The sequence below is a fragment of the Paenibacillus sp. FSL P4-0338 genome (assembly GCF_038002365.1).
GTDB lineage: Bacteria > Bacillota > Bacilli > Paenibacillales > Paenibacillaceae > Paenibacillus_AQ.
This window is the reverse complement of the sequence record NZ_JBBOCG010000002.1, coordinates 1,653,331-1,679,778: the sequence shown is the minus strand read 5'-3', so window position 1 is coordinate 1,679,778 and position 26,448 is coordinate 1,653,331. Positions and strand designations below refer to the sequence as shown.

25 protein-coding genes and 2 pseudogenes are annotated in these 26,448 nt (G+C 52.0%); 11 read left to right on the top strand and 16 right to left on the bottom strand.

The annotated features are described in order from the left end of the window. The first annotated feature begins 31 nt into the window (after window positions 1–31). Window positions 32–895 carry a helix-turn-helix domain-containing protein gene (locus MKZ07_RS31405; RefSeq protein ID WP_036691073.1) on the top strand — a complete coding sequence of 288 codons (864 nt, stop codon included), beginning with the start codon at window positions 32–34 and terminating at the stop codon, window positions 893–895. A 15-nt stretch (window positions 896–910) separates the two neighbouring features. Here MKZ07_RS31405 and MKZ07_RS33695 read toward each other — a convergent pair. From MKZ07_RS33695 to MKZ07_RS31395, 3 genes and pseudogenes are all read right to left on the bottom strand, one after another. Then, window positions 911–982, bottom strand: a pseudogene (locus tag MKZ07_RS33695) (RNA polymerase subunit sigma); the annotation flags it as partial. A gap of 176 nt (window positions 983–1,158) precedes the next feature. Further along, window positions 1,159–3,600, bottom strand: coding sequence for a flavocytochrome c (locus MKZ07_RS31400; protein WP_036691074.1), 2,442 nt, complete (start codon window positions 3,598–3,600; stop codon window positions 1,159–1,161). Beyond that, the gene (locus MKZ07_RS31395) at window positions 3,597–4,223 is read right to left on the bottom strand and encodes an NADPH-dependent FMN reductase (RefSeq protein WP_036691076.1); all 627 of its coding nucleotides are present in this window, start codon (window positions 4,221–4,223) and stop codon (window positions 3,597–3,599) included. Before MKZ07_RS31395 ends, MKZ07_RS31400 begins: the two co-directional genes overlap by 4 nt. 190 nt (window positions 4,224–4,413) lie before the next feature. On the opposite strand from MKZ07_RS31395, the gene MKZ07_RS31390 reads away from it, so the two are divergent. Beyond that, window positions 4,414–5,352: a LysR family transcriptional regulator gene (locus MKZ07_RS31390; protein ID WP_341029414.1), complete on the top strand. Its 939-nt coding sequence runs from the start codon at window positions 4,414–4,416 to the stop codon at window positions 5,350–5,352. On the opposite strand, the gene MKZ07_RS31385 is transcribed toward MKZ07_RS31390, so the two are convergent. The 6 genes and pseudogenes from MKZ07_RS31385 to MKZ07_RS31360 all read right to left on the bottom strand — a co-directional run bounded on the left by MKZ07_RS31385 (window position 5,315) and on the right by MKZ07_RS31360 (window position 9,718). Further along, window positions 5,315–6,244 (bottom strand): FAD:protein FMN transferase, encoded by a 930-nt coding sequence (locus MKZ07_RS31385; protein WP_341029413.1) that lies wholly within the window; start codon window positions 6,242–6,244, stop codon window positions 5,315–5,317. The two genes, MKZ07_RS31390 and MKZ07_RS31385, sit on opposite strands and share 38 nt — an antisense overlap. Window positions 6,245–6,748: 504 nt before the next feature. Beyond that, window positions 6,749–7,090, bottom strand: a pseudogene (locus MKZ07_RS31380) (sigma-70 family RNA polymerase sigma factor); the annotation flags it as partial. Window positions 7,091–7,132: 42 nt separating this feature from the next. Further along, window positions 7,133–7,732: a zeta toxin family protein gene (locus MKZ07_RS31375; protein WP_036691081.1), complete on the bottom strand. Its 600-nt coding sequence runs from the start codon at window positions 7,730–7,732 to the stop codon at window positions 7,133–7,135. Further along, window positions 7,725–7,904, bottom strand: coding sequence for a hypothetical protein (locus MKZ07_RS31370; protein WP_036691083.1), 180 nt, complete (start codon window positions 7,902–7,904; stop codon window positions 7,725–7,727). Before MKZ07_RS31370 ends, MKZ07_RS31375 begins: the two co-directional genes overlap by 8 nt. Window positions 7,905–8,068: 164 nt before the next feature. Next, window positions 8,069–8,770 (bottom strand): RNA polymerase sporulation sigma factor SigK, encoded by a 702-nt coding sequence (gene sigK, locus MKZ07_RS31365; RefSeq protein WP_036691086.1) that lies wholly within the window; start codon window positions 8,768–8,770, stop codon window positions 8,069–8,071. Between the two features lie 138 nt (window positions 8,771–8,908). Then, window positions 8,909–9,718 carry a protein phosphatase 2C domain-containing protein gene (locus MKZ07_RS31360; RefSeq protein ID WP_341029412.1) on the bottom strand — a complete coding sequence of 270 codons (810 nt, stop codon included), beginning with the start codon at window positions 9,716–9,718 and terminating at the stop codon, window positions 8,909–8,911. A gap of 297 nt (window positions 9,719–10,015) precedes the next feature. On the opposite strand from MKZ07_RS31360, the gene MKZ07_RS31355 reads away from it, so the two are divergent. From MKZ07_RS31355 to MKZ07_RS31330, 6 genes are all read left to right on the top strand, one after another. After that, window positions 10,016–12,583: a hypothetical protein gene (locus tag MKZ07_RS31355; RefSeq protein ID WP_341029406.1), complete on the top strand. Its 2,568-nt coding sequence runs from the start codon at window positions 10,016–10,018 to the stop codon at window positions 12,581–12,583. Then, on the top strand, window positions 12,580–13,785 hold the full coding sequence (locus MKZ07_RS31350; RefSeq protein ID WP_051493174.1) for an efflux RND transporter periplasmic adaptor subunit: 1,206 nt from the start codon (window positions 12,580–12,582) through the stop codon (window positions 13,783–13,785). Before MKZ07_RS31355 ends, MKZ07_RS31350 begins: the two co-directional genes overlap by 4 nt. After that, window positions 13,782–14,477, top strand: a complete 696-nt coding sequence (locus tag MKZ07_RS31345) for an ABC transporter ATP-binding protein (protein WP_036691094.1) — start codon at window positions 13,782–13,784, stop codon at window positions 14,475–14,477. The genes MKZ07_RS31350 and MKZ07_RS31345 overlap by 4 nt, the downstream gene beginning before the upstream one ends. Next, complete coding sequence (locus MKZ07_RS31340; RefSeq protein WP_036691096.1) at window positions 14,474–15,646, top strand: ABC transporter permease; 1,173 nt, start codon at window positions 14,474–14,476, stop codon at window positions 15,644–15,646. The genes MKZ07_RS31345 and MKZ07_RS31340 overlap by 4 nt, the downstream gene beginning before the upstream one ends. A 70-nt stretch (window positions 15,647–15,716) precedes the next feature. Then, a complete protein-coding gene (locus MKZ07_RS31335) occupies window positions 15,717–17,153 on the top strand; it encodes a sensor histidine kinase (RefSeq protein WP_036691098.1) in 1,437 nt (478 codons plus the stop codon). 2 nt (window positions 17,154–17,155) lie between these two features. Continuing rightward, complete coding sequence (locus tag MKZ07_RS31330; protein ID WP_036691100.1) at window positions 17,156–17,848, top strand: response regulator transcription factor; 693 nt, start codon at window positions 17,156–17,158, stop codon at window positions 17,846–17,848. 35 nt (window positions 17,849–17,883) lie between these two features. On the opposite strand, the gene MKZ07_RS31325 is transcribed toward MKZ07_RS31330, so the two are convergent. After that, a complete protein-coding gene (locus MKZ07_RS31325) occupies window positions 17,884–18,450 on the bottom strand; it encodes a hypothetical protein (protein WP_036691102.1) in 567 nt (188 codons plus the stop codon). 67 nt (window positions 18,451–18,517) lie between these two features. On the opposite strand from MKZ07_RS31325, the gene MKZ07_RS31320 reads away from it, so the two are divergent. Continuing rightward, a complete protein-coding gene (locus MKZ07_RS31320) occupies window positions 18,518–19,162 on the top strand; it encodes a CPBP family intramembrane glutamic endopeptidase (protein ID WP_051493175.1) in 645 nt (214 codons plus the stop codon). Here MKZ07_RS31320 and MKZ07_RS31315 read toward each other — a convergent pair. Beyond that, window positions 19,137–19,766, bottom strand: coding sequence for a YfbR-like 5'-deoxynucleotidase (locus MKZ07_RS31315; protein WP_036691104.1), 630 nt, complete (start codon window positions 19,764–19,766; stop codon window positions 19,137–19,139). The genes MKZ07_RS31320 and MKZ07_RS31315 overlap by 26 nt on opposite strands. A 298-nt stretch (window positions 19,767–20,064) precedes the next feature. Here MKZ07_RS31315 and MKZ07_RS31310 point away from each other — a divergent pair, with 298 nt between their 5' ends. Next, window positions 20,065–20,286 (top strand): PspC domain-containing protein, encoded by a 222-nt coding sequence (locus tag MKZ07_RS31310; protein WP_036691106.1) that lies wholly within the window; start codon window positions 20,065–20,067, stop codon window positions 20,284–20,286. Between the two features lie 67 nt (window positions 20,287–20,353). After that, on the top strand, window positions 20,354–21,019 hold the full coding sequence (locus tag MKZ07_RS31305; RefSeq protein WP_051493176.1) for a PspA/IM30 family protein: 666 nt from the start codon (window positions 20,354–20,356) through the stop codon (window positions 21,017–21,019). A gap of 119 nt (window positions 21,020–21,138) precedes the next feature. On the opposite strand, the gene MKZ07_RS31300 is transcribed toward MKZ07_RS31305, so the two are convergent. The 5 genes from MKZ07_RS31300 to MKZ07_RS31280 are packed head-to-tail and all read right to left on the bottom strand — an operon-like array spanning window position 21,139 to window position 26,437. Beyond that, the gene (locus MKZ07_RS31300; RefSeq protein WP_036691109.1) at window positions 21,139–22,476 is read right to left on the bottom strand and encodes an LLM class flavin-dependent oxidoreductase; all 1,338 of its coding nucleotides are present in this window, start codon (window positions 22,474–22,476) and stop codon (window positions 21,139–21,141) included. Window positions 22,477–22,531: 55 nt separating this feature from the next. Next, window positions 22,532–23,047: a DinB family protein gene (locus MKZ07_RS31295; protein WP_051493177.1), complete on the bottom strand. Its 516-nt coding sequence runs from the start codon at window positions 23,045–23,047 to the stop codon at window positions 22,532–22,534. After that, entirely contained in the window at window positions 23,048–24,253 is a 1,206-nt protein-coding gene (solA, locus tag MKZ07_RS31290; RefSeq protein ID WP_445670319.1) for an N-methyl-L-tryptophan oxidase, read from the bottom strand. Beyond that, on the bottom strand, window positions 24,210–25,418 hold the full coding sequence (locus tag MKZ07_RS31285; RefSeq protein WP_341029401.1) for an amidohydrolase: 1,209 nt from the start codon (window positions 25,416–25,418) through the stop codon (window positions 24,210–24,212). The genes solA and MKZ07_RS31285 overlap by 44 nt, the downstream gene beginning before the upstream one ends. Further along, on the bottom strand, window positions 25,415–26,437 hold the full coding sequence (locus tag MKZ07_RS31280; protein WP_341029399.1) for an LLM class flavin-dependent oxidoreductase: 1,023 nt from the start codon (window positions 26,435–26,437) through the stop codon (window positions 25,415–25,417). Before MKZ07_RS31280 ends, MKZ07_RS31285 begins: the two co-directional genes overlap by 4 nt. Window positions 26,438–26,448: the final 11 nt, after the last annotated feature.

The following is a 26,448-nucleotide window of genomic DNA, read 5'->3' as shown; positions in this document are numbered from 1 at the left end:
CATTTATCCACTTTGGTAGGAGTGTGAATACATGAAAGTTGAAGACATTGAGGAAAATGATGTAATCTACCGATGTATCGGCAAAGATTTTAATCAAGGTATTTTATCTTGCGGATTTATGCGGAAAAGATCAGCAGAGCGTTCTCAATATGATTTTAAGATAGGATATTACAGCTGTTTTGTAGTATTGCAAGGCAGTGGAAAGTTTATTTCTACGGACGGTACCGTTACTCCTATGCAAGCAGGTGATCTTGTTCAACGTCTACCTGAACGTTTGCACTCTACTGCAATTGAACCAGATGGTAATTGGATCGAGTTTTATATCAGTGTCGGGTATCCTGTCTATTCATACTTAAAGACCCTTGGAATTATTAATTCCGATAAGGAAGTCCAATCGACACAACATACGAATGATTTTTTCTTTGATTTTGTTTCCTTGCTGAAAGCCTTAAAAAGTGCAACAGATGAAAGTCTTCCCTCCCTGCTAATGAAGTCTCAGGATTTGATTATCAGATTACACAGTAGCATTCATAATGCTCATAGCAATGAAAATGAAAGTAAAATAACAAAAGCCTGCGAGCTGATTAGTGTTTCCAATGATATTCACTTTGATATTCAGGAAGTGGCATCTGCCGTGAATATGGGCTACGAGAACTTCCGAAAATTTTTTAAAGATACTACGGGGATTTCCCCTAAGCGATATCACACGGAGCATTTAATGAGACAGGCAAAAATGATGCTGCTATCCGGACTTCCCATCAAACACGTAGCCGTTAGTCTTGGTTACGGGGATATCTATTCATTCACCAAACAATTCACGAAGTCAGAAGGGGTATCTCCAGGACGTTATATTCGTAAAACAAAAAGCAACTCATCCGCAGACAAGTTGCTTTAGAAATTGATTATGAGCTCACCGCTTCACCTTATAAAACTCATGATACAGCTTCATCAGCGCCCGCTTCTCAATCCGCGACACATAACTAATGTGTTGAAGCAAGCCGCAGCGGACCAAAAACGCAAGGCAGCGATCCTCCAATAACAAGAGAATCGCTGCTTTTTTAACAACATTTAGATTCAAGATGAGCTGTTATCTTCGTAGTAAGTCTACTTATGAGTCAGCTCCACTGCTTAAAGAGAGATGTGATCTAAAGACTTATTTCATGACTTCGACAAAACAGCCTGCTCCTCAACAGCTGTCCGTCCGGCAATTCGACCGAATGTGAAAATGTCGGTGAGCGAGTTACCACCCAGACGGTTACCGGCATGGATACCGCCTGCCACCTCACCGGCTGCGTACAACCCCGGGATGATCTGGCCAGATTCGCGAAGAACATGCGTCTGTGTATCAATCTTGAGTCCGCCCATCGTATGGTGAACAGCTGGCTTACGAGGTGTCGCATAGAACGGAGCCACTGCAACCTTAAGATCGAACGCATTTTTACCAAATTCCGGATCATGTCCCTGATCAACGTAAGAGTTGTACATCGCGATCGTATCCACTAGCGTAGTCGGATCGATATGAATTTGCTGGGCCAGCTCCTCCAGTGTGTCCGCTCTGAATAGCGTGCCTCGCTCCACCTGCTTATCGATCTTCGCTTGATTTGTGTTATAGGCCGTCTCCTTGATCTTGTCATCCGCAATCAGATAGAACAGGCCTCCGTTATTGATTGCTGCTATCGACAACTGATCGCGGCTACCATATTCGTTGACGAAACGTTTGCCCTGCTGATTGACCATGACAAAGTTCTGCGGCGGCACTTGCAACCCGCTAAACAAGGCGCCCGTCTGCGGATCGGACACTGGCATCATTTGCGAGAAGCCCATGCCGACCAGATCAGCGCCCGCACTTTGTCCCAGCAGAATACCATCGCCGGTAATCGCCGGAGAATTCGAGGTCTTGATGTCGTCATCGATCTCGTTCCAGTACGTATTGTACTGCTTCAGCATCTGCGTATTGGCCCCAAAGCCACCGGAAGCCAGCACCACCGCCGGCGCATGAACCGTTACCGTTTGCCCGGCTACTCCGGTACCAATTACGCCGCTAACTCGGCCGTCTGCTTCGATAATCAGTCGCTTCACCGGAGTATCGGTGAGGATCTGACCACCCTGTGCACGGACAAATTGCTCTAAAGCCGCTACGAAGGCATAGCCTTCATGCTTCACTGGTTTATGTCCACGGCGCCACAACGCTCCTACCGGCATGGTCACTTCGTTATAGTCAAATTCGACACCCAGTTCCTCCAACCATTTAACGGAGGCTAGCGCCTGATCGGTTAATACCTTAACCAGATCATATTGCCCGTAAATGGAATACCCCTGAAGGTCGTTCCGTTTGCCGCCGAAATAGGTCTGCATCCGGTGGAAGATCGCGGAGTCGAACAAGAATTCTTTGCCCTCTTTCGAATCGCGGAGATAATCAGCCACCTGATGTTTGAAGATACGGAAGTCCGCCAGATACTCGGCATCTACCTGTTCTTCCGGGGTTGCTGCCAGCTCTTCAATCGTATGACCTTCACCCGGAATCGCCGCAAATTTACGTTGCCACTCTGGATCGGCAGCGTTCATTGGACCACCTGTTCGTACCGTATTACCACCTATGGCTGGGAACTTCTCTACGATGATAGCTTTCTTGCCCTGCTGAAGCACGCTGGCTGCTGCTGCGAGTCCCGCACCACCCGCACCAACGATCACAACGTCCGCTGTATACTCTTCGTCGCCGTGATTGATCGCACTCTGTGCTTTTGGCCGTTTTTTTAATACATCCGGGTTGGCGCCTGCCATCTTGACCGCCTTCGCTACTCCGTCGATGACCCCATTGCTAGTGACGGATGCGCCGGACAAAATATCCACGTTCAGCGTCTGTCCTTCGATGATCTGACTCGGAATCCGGGTAAATACCACATCCGCAATCCCCTGTGATTCGCCCGCTGTATCGATGTCGATCTTCTCTATACGAGTCGAACTCATCTCAACGATCATCGGCAGATCACCGTTATGTCCGACCGCCTTTACCTCATAGGTTCCCGGTTCAAAGCTAACGTCTTCAGGGACATTCAGCAGATTAGCGATTTTGGCAAAACGCATAAAACGATGGAAGCAACTCTCCAAGAAATCAACCGTCCGCTCCGACTTGATCTTCCCCGCTTCATCAAAGGCTTCATTCGCACGGCCCAACAGGAACTCCGAGCCAGGCATCACGCTAGCATTGACACCGGGTGCATCTAGAATCTGACGCAGATGTAGTTGTGCACGGGAGGACCCCTGCACATCATACGCCGCACCGACAACCATGACCGGTTTGCCATCGAACGGGTGAAGATTCCAAGACAACCATTCCAGAATACTTTTCAGTGCGGAGGGGACCGAGTGATTATGCTCCGGTGTAGCGATAATGACACCATCCGCTTCCGTAATCTTCGTGTTAAAGTTCTGAATAATCGGACTCTGCGATTGATCGTCCGATTCATTAAACATCGGGACACCCTTCAGTTCCAGAATTTCAATGTCCACTTTTTCGCTAAAATGAGACTTCATAAATTCCAGTAGCTTCCGATTATAAGACTTCGACGCGTTGGTTCCTACAATTCCGACAAATTTCATGCCCGTTCGCCTCCCCAGATTACCGATTCCCAGCTAAATGCTTTGCTTTGCTCTGTCTTGAAGTGGTTCTCTTTAACCAACTGTTGGTTAATCTTCACGAACAATTGGAACTCTTCGAAGATCTCCTCCAGCTCCTGAACCTTATTTGCGTAGACCAGATCACCTGACTCGTCAAAAGCGGCAAGTGAATGTCCCAACAAAAATTCCGAGCTCGGCAGAACGCGAGCCTTAAGCTCTGGAGCATCCAGAATCTGACGTAGATGCATCTGGGCACGAGATGTACCAAGCAAACCGTGGGAAGCACCCACGATCAGAACTGGTTTGTTAATCAAAGGGCGGGTGGTATACGAGATCCATTCCATGGCGCTCTTGAGCGCCGCTGGGATGGTATGATCGTATTCCGGGGTCGAGATAATGACGCCATCCGCTGCCGCAATCTGCTCGCATAAGGCTTGTACTTCAGTGGGCGCCTGACGATCTTCCGGTTCATCAAAAGCAGGGAGGTGCTTAATCTCACAGACCTCAATCTCCGCCTGGCTGGAAAAATGCTTACGCATAAATTGCAACAGCTTGCGATTCGTCGAAGTATTCGAGTTCGTTCCGACAATACCGATTAGTTTCATAATTTTCTTCCTCTCTTACTTTGTGAATAATTGCACAATATAAAACGGATTTCTACAAATTCCTTTTGACTTGGTCACTTACCTTTACAAATAAATTTTAGTATGAAAAAATACATTTGTGAAATATCCATTTTCTTATCGTTCTATAACAGTTCTCTTATACCATCTTTAATGAGAGCAGGTGATCCTTATGACTACGATTGATTCTTCCAATATCCTTCATTATCTTGACGCGATTCTCAAGCACGGAAGCTATACTAAGGCCGCCAAGGACCTGTATGTTTCGCAACCTTACCTCACGCAGCTTATCAAGCGAATCGAGCATGAAATCGGCACAGAAATTTTGAATCGACAGACCTCTCCCTTGCAACTAACTGAGGCAGGCAAGCTGTACTATCAGTATCTGATGTCCCTTGAAATGGCGCAGGAACAATTCCACAAACGAATCGCTCACTATTCCATAAGAGACACCCAGACGATCAAGCTCGGTATCTTGTCCAGCTTAGGTTCGTATTTATTGCCTTTGTTTTTGCCCGATTTCATGAAAAATTACCCGTCTATTAAGATCGAGATTCAAGAGGATTACTCCGAGGTCAATGAAATCCGCGTGTTGAACCATGAACTGGATTTTTTTATCGGACAAAATCCAGAGACCCTCTCGCCCAATCTGAATGTTGTCTCATGGGGGCCTCATGGTTATTATGCGGTGGTGACAGAGGACTCCCCGTTGTATGACATTAATCCGAAGACGTTAGAGGAGAGCCATGCCAATCTGAAGCTGCTGCTGCAAAGTCCCCTTGTGCTGACCAAAAAAGGTTCTTCGATTCGCCGGCAGCTTGATCACCTATTTCAGAAGTTTAAGATCAAACCAACTGTTATATTGGAAAGCACGAATATTTTCACCACGCTGGAGTTAGCCAAGAAAGGCGTTGGTATCGCATTCGTCCCCTATAGTATCTGCATGTCGGAAGTCCCTCAGGGCTACCGCCTGTTGCCCTTATCACTGGATTTGTTGTCGCTCGATTATTTTATTGCCTATTCCAAAAACAAACCTCTATCTTCGGTGGAACAAGATTTGATCTCACTCTTTACTACAGATGTTCCATGTATGCACGCAGAGCATCCGTAACAGCCAGCTCGTTATGTTCCGTGATCACGATACCCTCAATCTCAGCGGTCGAATTCAGCGTACGAATGATCTCGGCCGCACGCTTGCCAAATAGACGGGTAGAACCAATCTCTCCCTCCAATGACTGCTCCGTTACAATTGTCAAGCTTGCTACATCGCTCTGTACCGGGTACCCCGTTTGTCCGTCAAAAATATGATGGTACTTCCGGCCCGCAACCTCCAACTTCCGCTCATACACGCCAGAAGTCACAATGGATTGGTTCTTCAATTTCAAGACCAACGCATAATTCCCTCGCGGTAGCTGTGGATTCTGAATCCCGACCCGCCATAACCCGTCTTCAGACGCCGGGTTCTCACCAAAAGTCAGCACATTCCCACCTAGATCGATGAACCCTGCGCTCGCCCCCTGACGCTTGAATACCTCCACAATTCGATCTGCAAAGTACCCTTTGGCCAGCGCACCCAGATCAACCTCCATCCTTTCCTTTTCCAGGAAAACAGTCTTCCGTTTCTCATCCAATTGAATATGATGCGGATCGATAAGCTGCCGACACTCCGCAATGACCGCTTCCGGAGGATGCTGCGCCCCTGCAAACCCGATCTTCCACGCCTTGACTAAGGGACCAATCGCGATGTTCAGCAGACTGTCTGCTACGAGACTCTCCCTCTTCCCGATTGCAATCAGATCGAACAGATCCGTATCGACAATTACGGGACTCTTCCCGGCTTGGTTATTAATCTGCATGAGCGCCGAGCTCGGATTATTCGCACTGAAGCGCTGCTCGTAGTCAATCAGCTGCTGCTCCGCATCCGCCAAGAGCGCCGCTGCATTCTGATGATGAACGACCATCGTAATAACCGTTCCCATGAGCTGTATAATTTTCTTTTCCATAGTGAGCATCCTTTGTTAATGAGATAGTGGAGATGAGTTGAATCGTGAATGCTTACAGTTAGCATAAGCGATCGAAATGGGCAAGAAGGGCTTTCGGCATGTTTAAGGAATGGCACGTTGTACGATTTAGCTTGCCTACGACAGAGTAGCTTCTATAGCAAAATTTTCTTTTCGCCCGATTAATTTCCTTATTTGCTTTACAGCTTACCGTCCAGCAGGCAGGTCGGCACTTCTGCAAACAAATTAAAAAACACCCCTTCAGTTCAGTAATCATAAACTACTAATCTCCGAATGAATAGGTGCTTTTAAATTTTTAATTCCTGATCAACCACTGCTAATTTATTGATACCAATCGTAGTCTCATAAGAATCCAACCATCGGCATTCAATGATTGTACTACCATTCGCAAAATTCTGAAAAGAAAAGCATCTAGTGAAAAGTATCCCCCATTTGGAGTCATACTTTTCACTAGATGCTTAGACGCAAACAACTCCTTCTTGTAACCTACCGCTTCACCTTATAAAACTCATGATACAGCTTCATGAGCGCCCTCTTCTCAATCCGCGACACATAGCTCCGTGAGATCCCCAGCTCCTTCGCAATCTCCCGCTGCGTCCGCTCCTCCCCGCCTGTATCAAGCCCAAACCGCCCGACCACGACTTCCTTCTCACGATCATCCAAGATATCCAGATTCCGATAAATCTTGCTCTTCTCAATCTTCAGATCGACCTCTTTAATCACATCATCCGCTTCTGAGCCTAGGATATCGATCAGGGTGATCTCGTTCCCTTCCTTATCCGTTCCGTTCGGATCGTGGAGGGATACATCTTTGCGGGTTTTTTTAAAAAATAAACCAATCAAGATCGTTTCCGATTCGAATTGGTTATTTTACGTTCTGTATTTAATTTGTAACTGTCTATCGATTAATTGTGCCCATTCAGGTAATTCATTTAAATAATATTTTATCCCGCTTTTATCTGCTTCAAGAATAAACTCGCCATCAGCTTTACTATTATCAACAACAATTAATTGATCAATCAGATCTAAGTGAGATAACAGATTATTCATACTGGTTATATTGCGTCTAATAATATCCTCGGTTTCAATATGATGACCACCGTTCTTCACTCGCAAAGCAACACGTTCAATATTTAGCCGTACATCCCCTAGTCCCACATAAAACATAATAATTTCAAAGCCTTGTTCCTTTGCATCTCTCATCTGCCTTATAACGTTACCACCAGCTAAAGTAGTTTCCACACTGAAATCCCACTTATTTCGAATACATTCCCTAGCTATCCTTATAGCTTCTTTCCCGGCAGATACTTTACTCTTTTCAGGATGCCCATTATTAATTTTACGGGCCAGTGCATCGGGGTCAATATTTACACTTACCCCAAGCCTGTCAACAATCAAGTTGCGGATTGTGCTCTTGCCACTTCCATTATTACCGGCAAACACAAACATCGTTGCCTTTGTCTCATTCATGGATGAAATCCTGTTCATTCATTTTCACGATCTTACCGGTACTGTACTCTCTAACGATTTGTCCTTCCGGTGTTTTGTATACTATATATGTTCCATTTGCTTTAGCATCCAATTTGGCACGGTCACCTGTTAGTCGAATCAATTTGGCAAGGTCCTGTGTAATATTTCTCAATATAGAAACACCTCATTTCCGCTTATAGTTCGAGTATACCACAGTAAAACGCAATTTATTTCAGCTAAGAGCTTGGTATATAGAATCTAATCGTTGAATTTCATTAAAAAAACCTGCAAGACTGAGACCTCCACTGTCTCATTCCTACAGGCAACCCTCTCTCTTCACCGCTTCACCTTATAAAACTCATGATACAGCTTCATGAGCGCCCTCTTCTCTATCCGCGACACATAGCTCCGCGAGATCCCCAGCTCCTTCGCAATCTCCCGCTGTGTCCGCTCCTCCCCGCCTGTGTCCAGGCCGAAGCGCCCGACAACGACTTCCTTTTCCCGATCGTCTAATATATCCAGATTCCGATAGATCTTGCTCTTCTCAATCTTCAGATCGACCTCTTTAATTACATCATCCGCCTCAGAGCCGAGGATATCGATCAGGGTGATCTCATTGCCTTCCTTATCCGTTCCGATCGGATCGTGGAGGGATACGTCTTTGCGGGTTTTTTTCAGCGACCGGAGGTGCATCAGGATCTCATTCTCGATACAACGGGCAGCAAAAGTTGCAAGCTTCGTGCCCTTGTTCGGGCGGTAGCTCTCGATGGCCTTGATCAGCCCGATGGTGCCGATGGAGATGAGGTCCTCCATGTCTTCGCCGGTGTTGTCGAATTTCTTCACTATATGGGCAACCAGCCGCAGGTTATGCTCGATCAGCAGGTTCCGTGCCTTGGCGTCTCCCTCGGCCATCATGCCTAAGTATTTGCTCTCGTCCTGCTCCGATAGAGGCTGGGGAAAAGCGTTGTTCCTTACGTAAGATACCAGCAGCGTCAGTTCTTTGATCAGCAGCGCAATCGTGCTTATGATTCCAGGCAACTTGGCGACACCTCCCGCACATGTACAATGAAACCGATCAGTTAGGAGAACAACGGGTTCATGGTCCTTTTATTGTATGTGGGTAGGTGCCTAGAAGTGCATGTACGGGGAAAATAGGTACGGGCCGCTTACGTCTCCCTAATCACTAGGCATCGCACCCGCCTTGTCATTATCATAGCTCCAGGCCACCACCGTTGCGCTATCCCGCCCAAGCTGTTCATGCACCCCCGTCAATACTTCCGCCACACATTCCTCCAGAACCTCTCTACCTGTAAAAGCTTCATACAGCCTGCGCGGGTCCTCCAGCAGTCTTGCTCCGGCTTCCAGCAGTCCGTCTGTGGTCGTCACGATGACGTTACGGCCCTGCCGCAGCTCGCGGATGCCTGACGAGTAACAGGCCACGGGCTGGGCGAAGGTGTTGACGAAGCCGATCCACTCATAATAATTGCGCTGGTTAAGCGCATACTGCCCGCGTGCCGCAAGCTCCGGATGAAGCAGATACAGTGAGTTATCTCCCACCGAGAGCCACCAGAGGTAATTCTCCATCCGAACACAGATTAGACATGCCGTCTCTCCCGTTACCTGCCTGCACTGGCCGAGAAATGCCTCAGACTGGAAAATAGACAGCAAAAAAGCCTCCAGCTCCCGGAACGCCTGCCGAACCGGCAGTGCCAGCAGCCTGATGATTTCATCTGCCTCACCGTTGATTGTAAGGATCAGCAGTTCTGCACTTTCCGCCGTATTGTGCGCATCCAGGAGCATTACGAACTCCCAGCCGCCGACCGACTCGCTTAATACATAGGCCCCATCTTCATTCTTATCGGCACCTGCCGCAGTGTTCCCTCCGTACCGGCCAATAACCATCCTGTTCAGTGTGGAAGTTGCCGGATGATCCAGATACCTCTCCTCGCTGCCCAACCAGCTGAACTTATCCCATGTCTGTTCCATCCCGATCCTCCTATTCCGGCTTGCCGGTTTTTATGTTTCTACCATTATAATTATCCTCCAGCGTTCTGTCAGCCTGCTCCAAGCCTCTCTTCATAATGAAGCTACAGTCCGCAGAGATAACACAGACTCGCATAGATGGGGCCAGTTTATAAAAAGTTTAACTCCTATTTATCTATACCCCGGGTTCTTCCTCCTTTTATTTATATCTGTGTTAACCCTTTCCCGTAAAATAGGAAACATCTTCTAGCGGCTTGCCTTAAGCCGTCAACCGGATGATGAATGTTGGGAGGGAATGAAATGAAGAATTACCGTGCCTGTGCCGCACTGGTACTAGGGATGATTATTGCAAGTACGCACCTGGGAATCACTGCCGCTTCTGCTGCATCCGGAAGTAAGGCCCCAAGCAAGCCGCAGCAAAATCAGCAACAGACCAGTGCCTTGACACAATTACCGCCGGTTACTGTGGGAACCGGAGTCAGCGTGAGACTGACCGATGTGCAATTAGCCAAGGCCGATGGCGGCAACAGTCTGACCTATACCCTGGTGTACAGGAATACAAGCAGCAGCACCTTTAAGCTGTTCAACGTCTTTTCCAAGATTACAACCCCGGCGGGAGCATCACTCAAGAGCAGCCCCATTCCCGAGGATAAAACCAAACTGGAGGTTCCCTCCAAGGAACAGCTAACCGTCACCTACTATGTAAACGTCAGCAAGACGGCTTCACTTCAAGGCCTCTCCATCTCGCTGTTCGGCTTCGACTTCAGCGGCTCTGATTACCAGAAGAAGCTGGGCAGCTTCACAGTCCCGGCCGCTTATACCCCTTATGTGCAGCAGGGTCTAAGCAAGCAGCTTACGATCAGCAACCTTCCGGTTAGCCTGAAGCCCCAGAGCCTGCAAATCTTTAGTTTCAATAATAAAATCTATGCCAAAGTTGCTCTGAGCCTGACGAATCAAGGAGCCAAGGTACTCACTGCACCCGGCCTCCGGGTATTCCTCGAATCCTCCGGCGGCTCCGCGTTTGAGCTGACGCTTGACAGTGCCAGCCGCGATTTCAAGGTACAATCCGGTGAGAATAAGAAGATCTTGTATCTGGCGGAGCTCCCGGCTTACATACCGACCACCCGCATGTCGCTGCTGATCACAGGGGAGAATGCAGGGCTGAAGGCGGATCTGCCGGTAGTCTCCTTCCGTCTCCCGGAAGCAAGCTATCCAAGTCTTGAGGTGAATGCTTACGCACTGAAGAAATTCGGGATGAGCAGCAATACTATTGAGACCCAGCTGAAGCAGGCTTCCGTATCCTCGACAGGCGAGAAGGCACTGTGGACACTTAAGCTGCGGATCAGGAATGCCGGCAACAAGGCGGTTACTCTGCCAGCCTATGAATTATCTGTAACCGCCAAGGAGGGCTACTCCTTCCCGGTCAACAGCAAAGCGCTGGCCAGCCTCACCTTGAAGCCGCTTGAGGAGAAGATCCTGCAATTCTCAGCCGAAGTGCCGCTGAATATAAACCAGAATACGCTGAAGCTCCAGATGGTAGAGCCCGCCGCAGAAGGCAAGATAATCTTCCCTACAGCTATGTACAAGATTCCCTATTCCTTAGAGACGACCAACTCCGTTGCTTCGGAGTACATTCTGGATAACAGCTTCGGAACCTTCGGTGCCGTACTGGAGTCAGTGCAGCGTATGCCGTGGACAACTGAGGATTTGCTTGTCGGCACCATTCGTATCCGTAATGTCAGGGATGCGGCAATGACCCTCCCTGCTTTTACAGGGACCATCCACGCAGGGCAGACCGCCTTGGATGCTCCGGTTCAAGTCGTTGCAACGGCCTCCAGCCAGCAGCTAGCCGCAGGAGCAAGTGCTGTGTATTATGTGATCGGCAAGCTCCCCTATGAGCAATCTCTGGACCAGCTCCGTATCGGACTAAATAGCGGGACAGGCGACACCACAGAGCCGTTCCTCTCCCTGAAAACACAGCAAATTGTTCCGGGTATGTCTGCCGCAGGTGATAACGCCACCTTCAAGATCGATACAGCAGGCAAGCAAGCAGAGGTTAAAGAGCGCCGGACCCTCCTTTATCCCGGAGCAAGCCAGAACATTCTATATACTGAGCTTGAGGTGAGCAGTCTTGAAACGCGGAGGGCAGAGCTGTCCAGACTAGTAGCTTATTATAAGACACCGGACAATACCTATTATGAGGCAGAAGTCAGTCAATCTGCACAGGCGGCCGGGCCCAAGGGCAAGAGTCTGGTGAGTATTTGGAGCAAGCTGCCTGCAAGCGTCGACGCCTCGCAGCTGACGCTTTTCGCGGGAGAAGGGGTTAGCGAGAACAAACTGACAGCGCCGGACGGAACGCCAACCGCCTATATTAATCCTAAGGCACTCGCCCTTAATATTCAGACTCCGGCTGCACTAGTCACTCTGGGTAGCGGAGTGCCATTGTTCCCTTATACGTTTACGGTTACTCAGGCCACAGGTGCTGTGTCCGAGGGCCAGGATACGCTGAGTGTCAATCTGACGTATACGCTTGCTAAGGACAACCAATATGATATGGGCGCTAATGCGCATAAGCTGGTCGTGCAGCTTACCGATCCTCTCGGCCAGACTCAGGAGAGAACGCTGGTGCCCGGGACGGATCTGGTGACAGGGAAATTCCTGACCTATTCCATGACTCTTACAAGCAATGCCTATAAAACGCTCCGCAGCGGCAAATTCCTCGTCACGCTCTATGACGAGTTCCAGGGAGAGCGGATTCTCTTGGGCAGCCAGAGCTACAGCCTGACTTACACCCCTGCGGCCAAAGCCCCTGAGACCACCACTGCCCCGAAAAACGCGGCAAATCCAGATCCCGGAGGATCGCTATGAACGTCAAAAAAACCTTAGGACTGTCAGCCGCAGTCATTGTCACTGCTGGAATTGTTGTCTATAGCTTATGGCCGGATAAGAGCACGCAGGACAGCCCTCCTGCTGCTCAGACTACTGTAGTGACCAAGGGCGATATATCTGTAACCGTCAAAGGCTCCGGCACTGTGAAGGCCACGAATACTACGATTGTCTATGCCAGGGACACAGGAAATGTAGCCAATGTTCTCGTTAAGGAGAATGAACTAGTCAAGAAGGGTCAGGTCCTGCTGACTTATGAGGGAGCCAATGTAGCCAGTAACGTAAGAATCCAGCAGAATACGCTCAAGCAATCGCAGAATGACCTGCTGGAGAAACAAGACCAGTACAAGAAGCTAATCATGGACGGTGCTGCCTTAACCGACATTGATGCGGCGAAGCTGGCCATTGAGAGAACCAAGGACACCATTACAGCCACATTGACCGAGCTTGCAGCACTCAATAAGGATCATATCCCGCCCGCTTCCCTGACAGCGCCGATGGATGGAACGGTTACCAAGATCAGCAGCTCCTCAGGCGGAATGGTGACGAAAGGAGCCGAAGTCTTCTCCATAACAGACTACAAGCACTTAAGCACTACGATTAAAATTGACGAGCTGGACATCCCCAAGATTAAGCCGGGGATGCCCGCAGTCATTAAAATGGATGCCCTGCCCGCTAAGGCCTATCCGGCCAAGGTCACGCGGATTGCGGATGAAGGAACGGTCACTAATGGCGTATCCGTCTTTGAAGTGACACTTCTGCTCACGGACGCAACCGGAGCCAGAGCCGGTATGTCAGCACAAGGAGTCGTTACTATTGAAGAGAAGAACCAGGTTCTGCTGCTTCCCATTGAGTCTGTGACCCAAAAGGACAACAAGTATTATGTTCAAGTGCAGGACTCCGTGCCGGAGCAGACCCCCTCGCCCAAGGGCAGCTCCGCCACTGGAAGCCCTGCCGCACCTCCGCCCGTTCAGCTGAAGCCTGTCACTGTAGGTGTGCATGATGAGAGCCGGATCGAAATTGTCAGTGGTCTGCGCGAAGGGGAACAGGTCATTGTCCCGACCATTATTGCTGCCAGTACGCCTGCTCCCGCAGCTCCGGGTCTATTCGATATGGGCGGTGGTGACGAGGGTGGCTTCGACAACAGCGGTGGCGGTGGCGGTTCCGGAGGAGGTCCCCAATGAACACAGAGCCCCTGATAAGGATTGAGCATATGGTCCACGGATACATGATGGCTAAGGAACAGATGACCGTGCTCAAGGATATCTCTTTTGAGATCCACCATGGCGAATTCGTTGCCATTATCGGCCCGTCCGGATCTGGAAAATCCACCTTGATGAACATGATCGGCTGCCTGGATATCCCGAATGAAGGGAGCTATTCTCTGGATGGACAGGATGTCCGCAGATTATCCGATAACCGGCTGGCCCGGATCCGCAATGAGAAAATAGGCTTCATCTTCCAAAACTTCAACCTGCTCCCTAAGTTATCCGCTGTCCAGAATGTCGAACTGCCCCTGGTCTACCGGGGCTTGTCACAACGGGAGCGAAGAACGCTGGCCGCTGCTGCCCTGGAGAAGGTCGGCCTCCATGAGCGGATGCACCACCGTCCGAGCGAGCTGTCCGGGGGCCAGCAGCAGCGGGTCGCCATCGCCAGAGCACTTGCCGGCAATCCTCCTATTCTACTGGCAGATGAGCCTACCGGTGCACTCGATTCCAAGACTGGAGAAGAGGTCATGCACATGATCAAAAGACTGAATGAACAGGGACATACCATTATTGTCATCACACATGACCTGGGCATTGCGGAACAAGCGAAGCGGGTCATCCGGATTCAGGATGGCCACCTGGTCGAAGATCGGAGAAATGACCAATGATTCTTGCCCAGAGTATCCGAATGGCGGTAATGAGTATCGTCGGCAATAAGGTCCGTTCCTTCCTCACCATGCTGGGCATCATTATCGGAGTATCCTCAGTCATCCTGCTGGTCTCGGTCGGGCAGGGAGTTACGGGTCAGATCACCAGCCAATTCAGTGATCTTGGCACGAATCAGCTGACGGTCATGATTACCGGACGGGGGGCAGTCACTTCCCTCACAACTGAGGAGGTTGCCGCATTCACCCGGATTCCCGGGGTGGATCAGGTATCACCTACGATCAGCAGCAATGTAACCGCCAAATATCGTAACGTCCATACCAATGTCTCGCTTGAAGGCATCACACCAAGCTATGAGAAAGTACAGAACTTTCATGTGCAGTCCGGCCGCTTCCTGCTGGATATGGACAACGAATACCGGCAGAAGACGGCCCTGATAGGAACCGAAACGGCGAAGAAGCTGTTCGGGACCGACAATCCGGTGGGCCGTGAGATCCAGCTGAATGGTACCTCCTTCCAGATTGTAGGCTTGCTCCAGGCGAAGGGAACCTCACTCAGCGAATCCAACGATAAGAAGATTCTCATCCCCTTGGCTTCCGCTGAGCGGCTGCTGCAGAGCAAGGGTATCCAGACTTTTGCCGTCACCGCCTTAAGCGACAAGGAAGTGGCGCCTGTGAAGGCCGCAGTCGGACAGATCCTCGACAAGAAATTCCTGCACGCCAAGGATTCTTACAGCATCTTCGATTCCAAACAGATGCTGGATACGCTGAAGAAAACCTCCGGCACCCTGTCCCTTGCCCTCGCTGGGATCGCCGGAATCTCCCTCTTCGTCGGCGGTATCGGCATTATGAACATTATGATTATCTCGGTGAACGAACGCACCCGGGAGATCGGCATACGCAAGGCGATTGGCGCCAAAAGAATCGATATCCTGCTGCAATTCATCATTGAGTCGGTTGTACTCAGCACCCTGGGCGGAATCATCGGGATTGGAGCAGGCTTAGGTCTGACCTGGCTGGTCGGCCAATCGACCGTACTGAAGGTGGGCTATGCCTGGAATATGGTTACAATCTCCTTCCTGTTCTCACTCTTTATCGGCGTATTCTTCGGCCTCCTGCCCGCCAATAAAGCAGCCAGACTCCGGCCGATCTACGCCCTGCGCACCGATTAGCCGTGCTGCTGCAACGAATGTTATGATGGAAGAAACGGTACGATAAATTGTCTGCAGGAAGGAACCGGGTATGACCATTAAGCGGCGCCTATTCATCTCTAATATCCTGATGATTGTAATCCCCGTATGTATTTCCCTAATTATCGCTTATGTGGGAATCTCGCTTCAGTTCATGGTATCGAAGCATGATAAGCAAGGTCCGTTCTATAACGGATATGATGATCTGGTCCAGCTATCCGCCAAGCTGCTGGAGGGCAAAGGAGAACCGAAGCAGGAAGAGATCCGCCGCCAGATCCAAGCCATATTGAAGCCGGCGGATATGAGTCTGGTTATCTACGATTCAGAGAAGAATCTGATCCGCTTCAATCTTCACGAGACCCCGGAGACAGAGAAGCTGCTGCAGATCGTCAGCGCCATGGATGGACAAGGATTCGCTTCCTTGGCCAATAAAGAGGTCTATACGGAGCAGATACAGGCTGAGGGCCGGGCATATACGGTGAGCATTATCGGTACGGCCACTGATGATACAGACGGACAAGTGACTCCGGCTATGGCAACCTTCCTTATTCTGGTGACCCTGGGCATCATCTCTGCGGTTTTTGTAACGAATCAATTTCTTACCCGATTTGTATTCAAGCGGATTAAGCAGCCTCTGGATACACTGGTAGACGGGGTGCATCAGATCCGGGACGGCAATCTGGATGTCAGAATCGAGTACGGGAACAAGGATGAATTCGCTTCTGTCTGTGAGGATTTCAATGATATGGCTATCCGCCTCAAGGAATCCCAGCGCCTGATCCAGAGGCAGGAGGAGAGCCGCAAGGAGCTGCTGGCCGGGATATCGCATGACCTCCGTTCCCCGCTGACCTCTGTCCGCGCATATTCGGAAGGACTGCTGGATGGAGTGGCCTCAACACCTGAATCGCAGAAGAAATATATCACCATGATCAAGAACAAGGCGGAGGATATTGACCGGATGGTCGGCAAAATCTTTCTTTTCTCCAAAATGGATCTGGGCGATTATCCCTATGAACCAGAGGTGCTGGAGGTTAATCAGGAGCTCTTCTCCTTAATCAAGGTCACTGCCGAAGAATACAGAGAGAAGGGCCTGGACGTAGTCATTGCCGCACTGGCTGCGGAAGTGTATATCTACGCCGATCCCGCGCAGTTCAGCAGCATGGTCTTCAACATTCTGGAGAATAGCTGGAAATACAAAGATAAAGAACGCGTCCAGGTCACGATCCGTACCAAGGTAATGGGTACCCATATGCTGATCTGCTTAGAGGATAACGGACCCGGAGTACCCGAGGAAGCGCTGGATAAGCTGTTCGATGTATTCTACCGCAGCGATCCTTCACGCAATAACCCGACTAAGGGCAGCGGATTGGGGCTGGCAATCACAGCCAAAGCCGTCAGCCGGATGGGCGGAAGCATTCACGCAGAGCTCTCCCCCGCAGGGGGGCTGCGCATCATTATCAAATTGCCAGTTACGAACAAAGGGGCCTGAGCATGACCAGAGTATTAATCATTGAAGATGACAGTGCGATTGCAGCGATTGAGCGGGATTATCTGGAAATCAATGATTTCACGGTGGAGGTTGCCGAGGATGGCATCACCGGGCTGGAGCTGGCGCTATCAGAGGAATTCCAGCTTATTCTGCTCGATCTGATGCTGCCTGGGGAAGACGGATTCTCGGTGTGCCGTAAGCTGCGGAGCCAGCTCGACATTCCTATCCTTATGGTCACGGCCAAGCAGGAGGACATCGACAAGATCCGGGGACTAGGGCTTGGGGCCGATGATTATATCGTCAAGCCTTTTTCACCAGGTGAACTAGTGGCCCGGGTCAAATCCAATCTAGCTCAGTATGCTCGTCTTAAGGGCATGAGCGGCAGCAACACAGAGAGCCGGATCGAGAGTGGTCCGTTCGTCATTCATACCTTATCGCACAGAGCCTATCTGCATGGCCGGGAGCTGGAGCTGAAGAAGAAGGAATTCGACCTGCTGCACTTCCTGATTGTCAATGCGGACATCGTTTTCAGCCGGGATTCCCTGTATGAACGGATCTGGGGCTTCGATGCCATGGGCGATAACGCTACCGTAGCTGTCCATATCAACAGGCTGCGCGATAAGATCGAGCCGGACCCCGGCAACCCGAAGTATATTCAGACCGTGTGGGGAGCGGGATATCGTTTTCAGGTGTAGCTAAGCAGCCTCCGGCCATTCGTATGGTCCGGGGGCTATTTTGATCCTCCGAAATAAAGCGCTCTGTACCAGCTATACAGAGGCTGCATCAGCAGCTTCCCGATCACGAAATAGAGCACAGCCATAATCAGCAATATACCATACACCACCGGCCGGTCCTGGCCATAGACAAAAAAGAGTATATCAAACTGTTTTGTCATGTTAAGGTTATAGGTGACGACCAGCCTGCTCATCAGCAGCATACCGAACAACAGGTAGAAGCCTGCGCCGAGCAGAACATGGATCAGCACAATCCAGGGCTTGAAGCGTAAGCGCTTCCCGTCCGCTTTTGAAGACAAGTAGTATGTAACAAGCAGTCCTGCGGCAGCCAGCGAAATCAGCAACAGATTATCCATGGGATGAAGGACGTACATAAGCAAACCGTTCAAGGCGGCAAAGATCAGAATATCTGCAAGAATAGACTTGGTCCGCTCCCGGAGGCTAACCGCTTGAAGCTGTACCTGGGAACCGCCCTGTAAGAAGTCGACAGCCCATACGATCAGGAACAGAACGCTGAACCAGACTAACGTAGTGGAAATGGGTATAAGATTGAAATACTGCAACAGGAATGCACCATCCTTATTTTTCCTTTAGTATAACACTATCATCGTCTCAGGAGGATTAACATTCATGCTATTACTGAAGTTATGCGCTATTGCTGTACTGCTGTCTTTTTCCTACCGGATCATCGAGAGGGTTCTTGGGCTGGTTGCCAGGGCACAGGTTCGGTATACGATCTATTATTGGGGGGCCGGAATGATTGCTGGAAGCGTTCTCTGGAGTGACAGTTATACGTTTGGCTTGCCGCATCAGGTGATGAGAGTACTTCCGCTGTTCCTTATCATACTGCTTGTGAACCTGATCATCTCCCGATCCTCCGGCTATAATCCAGTGGGAACATATAATACGGTCAACTTCGTGCTGTGCTTCCCGATCTTTGAAGAGATTGCCTTCCGGGGGCTGGTTCTGCCCATTCTCGCGGAGCATCCGGGTCTTGGACAGCTCCATGCCACGGGAATCATTGATGTCAGCGGCGCTATTCTCCTTACTGCGTTCCTATTCGCCGTGTCCCATTTGCAGTATTACCGGCTGAACCGCGAGAGTATCCGCTTTATGCTATTCGCTCTGAGCGCAGGGATCTCCTTCGGGTTAATTGCGCAGGTTACGGAGTCACTGGTGCTGACGATTCTGCTGCATATTGCTTTTAACGGATCGGCTGTATGGTATCAAAAAAAGAGCCACAGCTCCTCTACAGAGCCAGCGCCTCTTCCGTAATCTGCCTGATATCAATCGGAGACAGCGTCTCCTCGTTCACCATGTCCGGCAGAATCTCTGCCAGGAAGTAATCTACACACTTGAGGTCAATATGCTTGATCTTGATCAGTGCATTGCGGTACATCACCACAAATTCCTTCTCCGTGTTCCCTCTTTGCAGCTCGGCGAAGGCCTCATACACCTGATCCATCTTATCCGCAACCTCCAGAATCAGTCCCTCCAGCGACTCATCCTTGCCCTCGCGCAGCTGCTGGTAGAAGATGCTTTTGAATTCGTCCGGAATATGCTCCTTGATGAAGTTGTCGATCATGCCCTCCTCCACCTGCTGGATCAGTGACCTGAGCTGGAGCGAGGAGTGCTTCACCGGCGTTTTGATATCCCCGATAAAAATCTCCCCGTAATCATGGCTGCTCGTGATCTCGTACAGCTTCTTCCAGTCGATCACCGCGCCATGCTTCTCTTCAATATCCGCCAGCGTCTTCGCGTATTGCACGACCTTCCAGGAATGGGCCGCAACGCTATGCTCCTCGAATTTGAATTTGCCCGGGCAGCGGATAATGCGCTCCAGCTCATTCAGTGAGCGAAAATACTTGTGAATTCCCATGGCTAGTCCTCCCGTATGTTAGTTAGGCTACGCTAGAGTTAAGTCTAATCCTCCAGTGTTAACCCCGGATGAACCTGAGCAACCCATTGTGTAAAATCCGCACGGCTGCGCGTATCTAACGTTTTTCCCGAGCCTCTCCCCGTCCTATTGCGGTCCCCATCCCCGACTAAAGTCGGGATTCAAGAACAGTCTGCAGGCCGTTTTGCCAGGAAGAATAATTACGTACAATACATACATAGACAACGGAAATGAACACGCCGGCTACCGGCGGTCATCTAATATGAGAGGAAGATTCAATATGACAAAAAAATTAACCCGCTCCTTAACGGACAAGAAACTCACCGGCTTATGCGGAGGATTGGCACGCTATTTCAATGTTGATGCGACCCTGGTAAGATTGATTGTTGCTGCTGCCGCCTTTTTCAGCTTCGGTACAGCCATCCTGCTCTACATCATCGGCAGTCTCATTATCCCACAAGAATCTTACGGCGGATTCGATGACAGCTTCAACAACTACTAATTACTTGCGATACCCCTTGCCAAAATAACCAAACCAATTAAACCCACATATAAAGGAGATTATTATAATGAGCATATTCCAAAGAATCACTACACTAACCAAGGCTGCTATTCATGAAGGACTGAACAAACTGGAAGATCCGATCCTACTAACCGGTCAATACCTGCGGGACCTGGAGGACAAGATTGCTAATGCCGAAGGCAAACAGCGTGAACTCAAGGCAGCAGCCAGTGTGCTGGAGCGCCGGATCTATGAATACAAAGTGCTCGCAGAGCGCAGTGAAGGGGAAGCAGTCCAGTTCATGAGCGAGGGCAATGAACCTGCTGCCCGCTTGGCGGTAATGGCTAAGCTCCGCTACACGGAGAGCGAACAGGAATGCACCGCCGGGCTAAAAGAAACTCAGGCTACACTGGCCTCCCTTGAAGTACAGCTTAACAGCGTTAAGGAAGAACATACACGCCTCAAAGCCAAAAGAGCCGAACTGGCCGAACGTGCCCGCAAGGCCGCAGAGATCAAGCAAGCAGCCCAGGCTTACAGCACCGCTTCTCCGGCAGGCTATCCAGGCCAGGTGCTGAACAACGGCACAGCCTCACGCGGATTCGAACGGATGGAGGACAAAATCGCTATGCAGGAAGCAATGGCCGAGCAAGCCGGACTGGCCGCAGCCGCTCATGACTCTTCCATGAACAGCGCGGTGGAAGCCGAGCTGGAACGCCTCCGTAACCGGAAGTAAGCTGACGGTATCGTCCGTAATACAAGAAGGATGCCTCCCTGGTCATAGGGATAGCATCCTTTTTCTAGTGCTGTTGAATCATCCTGTACGCCATCAACGTCTGCTGGAATGCATCTGATTCACACCTGCCCGGCCGGTTCAGTGGCCTTGGTGTAGCGGTTCTGCGGAATAGGCAAGCCGAGATTCCCCCGCAGGGTATCGCTTTCGTATTCGGTGCGGAACAGCCCGCGCTCTTGCAGAATCGGAACCACCTGATCAACAAATTCCTCCAAGCCGTGCGGTACGGCTGCGGCCAGCATGAAGCCGTCGGCGGCCCCGCCCTCAAACCAGGCCTGCAGCTGATCGGCCACCTGCTCGGGTGTACCGATGAAGCTGCTGCGGGGCGTAGCCGACTGCAAGGCAACCTGCCGCAGGGTTAAGCCCTGCTCTTTGGCATCCTTCTTGATTTTGTCCGTTCCGCTCTGGAAGCTGTTCCGGCCCAGATCGCCCAGATCCGGGAACGGCTCATCCAGCGGATACTGCGAGAAGTCATGATGCTCGAAGAACCGGCCCAGATAGTTCAGCGCATTCTCGACCGTTACCAGTCCGGCAACCTCCTGGTATTTGCGCTCCGCCTCCTCCGGGGTGGCCCCGAGAATCGGTGCTATCCCCGGGAAGATTAACACTTCATCGGGGTTGCGTCCGAACGAGGCTACCCGGCTTTTCACATCCTTATAGAATTCCTGCGCCGATTCCAGGGTATCATGTCCGGTGAAGATGGCATCTGCCACGCTTGAGGCATAATCCTTGCCGACCTCCGAGGAGCCTGCCTGGAAAATCACCGGCTGTCCCTGCTTCGAGCGGGCGATATTGAGCGGTCCCTTTACCGAGAAGAATTCCCCCTGGTGACCGAGCGTGTGCAGCTTATCTTTATCGAAGAAGACGCCTGTCTCCTTGTTCCGTACAAAAGCATCATCCTCCCAGGAATCCCACAGCCCGCGTGCCACCTCCAGATATTCGGCGGCAATGCGGTAGCGCTTGCCATGATCGGGATGCTCCTTCTTGCTGTAATTCAGTGCAGAGCCTTCGAGCGGTGAAGTCACCACATTCCAGCCGGCCCGTCCTCCGCTAATCACATCGAGCGAGCCGAATTGCCGGGCTACCGTGAACGGTTCACTGTAAGAGGTGGACAGGGTCCCGACCAGACCAATCCGGCTGCTGACTGCCGCCAATGCACTAAGAATGGTCAGCGGCTCGAAGCGGTTCAGGAAATGAGGGATAGACTTCTCATTGATGAACAGACCGTCGGCAATGAAGATCAGGTCCAGCTTGCCTTCCTCCGCCTTGCGGACCCACTCCTTGTATAGCTCAAAGTTCACACTGGCATCGGGCTTCGCATCAGGATGGCGCCACATGGAGGTGCTTCCTCCCACTCCGTGCAATAAAGCCCCCAGCTTCAACTGTCTTGATTTCGTCATGTTCATTCCTCCTCGAATTGGTATTCAGTCCGCTTGGTTCCTCATGATAATATTCCTACAGAGCCGCTTGCTGCGATACTTGATTCGCTAGATTCGCTTGACCAGCCTGAGCTCCCCGCTTCACCCGTTCAATCTGGGCCAGATGATTCTGCACATGAGCGGTGAAGCTGCGGACAATATCGGTAATCCGCACCGGCTCGCCTTTGAAGTTAATCCCGCTTTTCTCCCATTCTGCGGGGCTCAGCCTTCCCAGCAGCAGCCTGTTGTAATGCAACAGGCTGCTGAACAGCTCCAGGCTGTCTGCGGCCTTCCCCTGATTACTATGCTGTCCACTGACCCACGCATCCTGCTGGAATGCCGGGAGCTGAACCTTCGTATCCGCCAGAATATCACGGATACGGAAGGAGACCACAATACTGTGATCCGCCAAATGGGCCAGCACCTCGGTCACGCTCCAGCTTGACGGCTCCGCCTTCCACCTCAGCTGCTCTTCGGATAAGCCTTCCACCGCCTGGACCAATTGCCCATGTGTATTCAAGTAACTGTCTAGCTCCACACTCACACTGCTCATTTATTGTCCCTCCATTGTTAGTTTTGATGGTTGCTGTTCAAGTCCGGCCGAGAAGCGCGACAACGCAAACGGAGCTATATTCTGCCGGGTATGTCCCTGCATAGCCAACTCCGCAAGAATCTCTCCGACCGCGCTGGAGAATTTGAAGCCATGGCCCGAGAAGCCTCCGGCCAACAGCACATGGCTGTGTGCCGGATGGCGGTCAATGATGAAATCCTCATCCGGTGTATGCTCATATTTGCAGACAGAACCCTTAAGCAGCTTCCCGGCAGCGCCGGGCATATAAGCTTCGAGCACGCGGCGCAGGTCGCCTTCATCACTCTCCCGGCTGCCGAAGGGGGCCAGCGGTTCACCCGGCTTCCACTCTTCGCCCGTGTCGTGGCGGCCGATCTTCAGCCCTGCCCCGCCGATAGCGGGGAAGCCGTAGAACCCGCCTTCCTCAGAACCAAGTGTGAACCCGGGGAATCTCCCGGCATCGAAGTCAGGCGTACTCCCGAACCAGCCTACTACCTTGCGTACGGCTCTAATGGGCAGGCTGACGAAGGGCGACAATGAGCTGAACCAGGCACCGGCGCTGAGAATAGCAGCGGCTCCATGGTAATCTCCCTGCTTCGTATGGACTGTGACACTCCCTGCACGGGCCGTCACCTTCAGCACAGGTGTATTCGTCAGCAGCTCCGCTCCATGAGCAAGCGCAAGCTGCCGGTAGGCTGTAATGCACCGCTCACTGTAGAGATAACCGGCATCGGGCTCATACATGGCCTCAAATGCTTCCGGAAGGGTCAGGGTCGGCCAGCGGCGGCGGATCTCCGCCGCATCCAGCTGCTCCGCCCGGACCTTCCGTTTCCGCGCCTCCTTATGGCGTCCGGCGAAGGAATAGAACCTGCTGTCTGCCAGATTGAGCACGCCGGACGGAGCTAGCAGCTCCAGGCCGCTCTCTGCCTCCGCCTCTTCCCACAGCACCTGGGCACGGAGCGCCAGGTCAATATAGGCCGGATCGCCGCTATAGGCATGCCGGATCAGCCGGGTATCCCCGTGATGGCTTCCTTCCGTATGCGGCGGATCGAAGGCATCGATCAACAGTGTCTTCACCCCGCGCCGGGCCAGATGATAACCTGCGCTCATCCCCATAGAGCCTGCGCCGACAATAATGACATCATAATCAGAATGCTCCGCTATGATCTGCACCCCTCTCCGCCGCCAGATGTTCAAGCACACGGACCGCCAGATCGCTGAAGAACCCTGCGCCTACCGGCAGCGCCGCTTCATCCAGTTCGAAGGCGGGATGATGCCATTCCCGGCTGCCGGCTGTGCCGGTGAAGACGAACAAACCGGGAACCGCCTGCTGATAGAAGGCGAAGTCCTCCCCGGCCGGAGACGGCACCGGCTGCACGGCGGTATAGCCCAGATTCGCTGCCGTCTCTTCGCCAAGCCGGGCAAGCAGCGCATCGTTGATGACCGGCGGCGGCCCGCCGATCCAGCGCACGCTGGCTTCAGCTCCAAGTGCAGCAGCCACACCTCTAACCACCTCCTCGAACCGCTTCAGCACCCTGCCGCGCACCGCTTCATCGAAGGAACGGATCGTCCCCTCCAGCACTGTCGTGTCCGGGATGATGTTCCACGAATTGCCGCTGTGGATCTGCGTAACGCTGATTACTGCGCTATCCAGGCTGCCCACATTCCGGCTGACGATGGACTGCAGCGCCGTTACAATATGCGAGGCGGCTACAATAGGATCGATCCCGGCCTCCGGCACGGCCGCATGGGAGCCGAAGCCCCGGATACGGACCGCGAAGCCGTCTGCGGCCGCCATCAGCGGGCCGGCCTTGATGCCAATGGTGCCCACAGGCAGATCCGGCTTATTATGCATGCCGATCACGGCACGGACCTGATCCAGCCCTCCGGCTGCGATGATCTGCTGCGCTCCCTTCGCCTTCTCCTCGGCGGGCTGGAACAACAAGCGCACCGTTCCCTTCAGGCTGCTCTCCTGCGCCTTGAGCTGATACACAGCTCCAAGCAGCGCTGCCGTGTGGAAGTCATGCCCGCAGGCATGCATCCTGCCGTGAACCTCCGAAGCATACGTCAGCCCCGTCTCTTCCTGGATCGGCAGGGCATCGATGTCTGCCCTCAGAGCAATTACCGGACCGCCGTGCTGGCCGCCGACCTCGGCAATGACCCCGGTCTTCAGCCCGTAGTCTGTAATCTTCACCCCCGCCTGATTCAGCAGCGATGTGATGTATGCAGTAGTCTCAACCTCTTCCCCGGACAGCTCCGGGTGCCGGTGCAGATGACGCCTGATCTCAACCAGACGCTCATTGAACGCCAGTGAATGCACTGCCTGGGCAGCGGATTCTGCGGCTGTACTGGTCATAATGAAGCCCCTGCAATAGCCCCGGCCAGCGCCTCACTCAGCAGCTCGAAGGAACGCTGCCGCTTGCCGAAGGGCTGTATATTCGTAGTGACGATGAACTCCTCTACACCGGAAGCTTCAGCTAACGCCAGCAACTGCTCACGTACGGTCTCCTTCGTCCCTTTGGTAATCTCAAGCTCCCGCTCCTCCAGCGTGTACGCTTCCTCACTCTGGCGGGTGAACTCCTCGGCCTGCTCCCGGCTGGCCAGAGTCAGGGTCTTGCCGCTGGCGAAGCGGATGCGGATCAGCTTATGCGCTCCGGCCAATTCTACGGCCTCCTCTTCCGTATCGGCCACGATGACAGCCAGCGCAATAATCACCTGCGGCTCCTGCCCTCCGCTGCTATTGAAGCCGCTGCGGTAAGCCCGCACCGCCTCTAGAGCAACAGCCTGATCGCCGCCGATGAACAATGAGAACACATACGGCAGGCCCAGGCTGGCTGCGATCTCGGCGCTCGCGACACTGGCGCCAAGCACATGCAGCTCCGGCGGGATGCCGGGGAGCGGGCCTGCCTTCAGCCCGTGCAGAGGATGCTTCGCCTCCAGCCGGTTATGCACATACTTTTCCAGCTCCACAATCTTGTCCGTTAACGAAGCAGCTTCTCCGCCGCCCTGCTGCAATGCCTGCGTGCTACGCGGCAGGCCGCCGGGAGCGCGTCCTACACCTAAGTCCACCCGTCCCGGGGCCAACGAAGCCAGCACGTTGAAATTCTCAGCCACCTTGTAGGGGCTGTAGTGCTGAAGCATAATCCCGCCGGAGCCGATGCGGATACGCTCCGTTTTGGCCAGCAGGTGCGAGATCAGCACTTCAGGAGAAGATCCGGCTACCTGCTCGGAATCATGATGCTCGGATACCCAGAAGCGGCGGAAGCCGAGGCGTTCCGATAGCTGTGCCAGGCTGATCGTATGCGCAAAAGCCTCTTCCGGTGTCTCCCCCGGATAAATCGGGCTTTGGTCGAGTACGCTGATTGTAATTGCCATAGATATGCCTC